Source organism: Pseudomonas sp. SIMBA_068 (genome assembly GCF_046534705.1).
Classification (GTDB): domain Bacteria; phylum Pseudomonadota; class Gammaproteobacteria; order Pseudomonadales; family Pseudomonadaceae; genus Aquipseudomonas; species Aquipseudomonas putida.
Window position 1 is genome coordinate 1 of record NZ_JAWRYI010000144.1, and the last position, 359, is coordinate 359.

A 359-nucleotide genomic window follows, 5' to 3' on the forward strand; every position below is an offset into this window, starting at 1 on the left:
CGTCATCAGCACCACGCCAGTCACGGCTGCTATCAGCCAGGCGCAGACTAACCCGCACGCCAGACGAGAGGGCCGCAGCTTACATTGCCACCGGGCCGCGAGCATGGTTACGCTGCTGGATCAGGTTCACCATCCGCTTAAGCTCCGGATCCTTTGGCTCACCGTGATTCATCAGCCAGTTAAACAGGTCCGGATCGTCACATTCCAGCAGACGAATAAAGATGCGTTGTTCGTCATCGCTTAAGCTGTCGTACTCATGTTCGAAAAACGGCATGATTGAAATATCGAGTTCGCGCATACCACGGCGGCATGCCCAATGAATGCGGGCTTTGTTGTTAATGTCCATCTTCTTCCTGTCT

Annotated in this window: 1 protein-coding gene; it reads right to left on the bottom strand. The window is 54.0% G+C overall.

The window, feature by feature from the left end; all coding sequences use genetic code 11:
- Positions 1-79: 79 nt before the first annotated feature.
- Positions 80-359, bottom strand: a 280-nt coding sequence (sdhE, locus tag SB756_RS28565) for an FAD assembly factor SdhE (RefSeq protein ID WP_410912869.1), incomplete at its 5' end; no start/stop codon positions are given.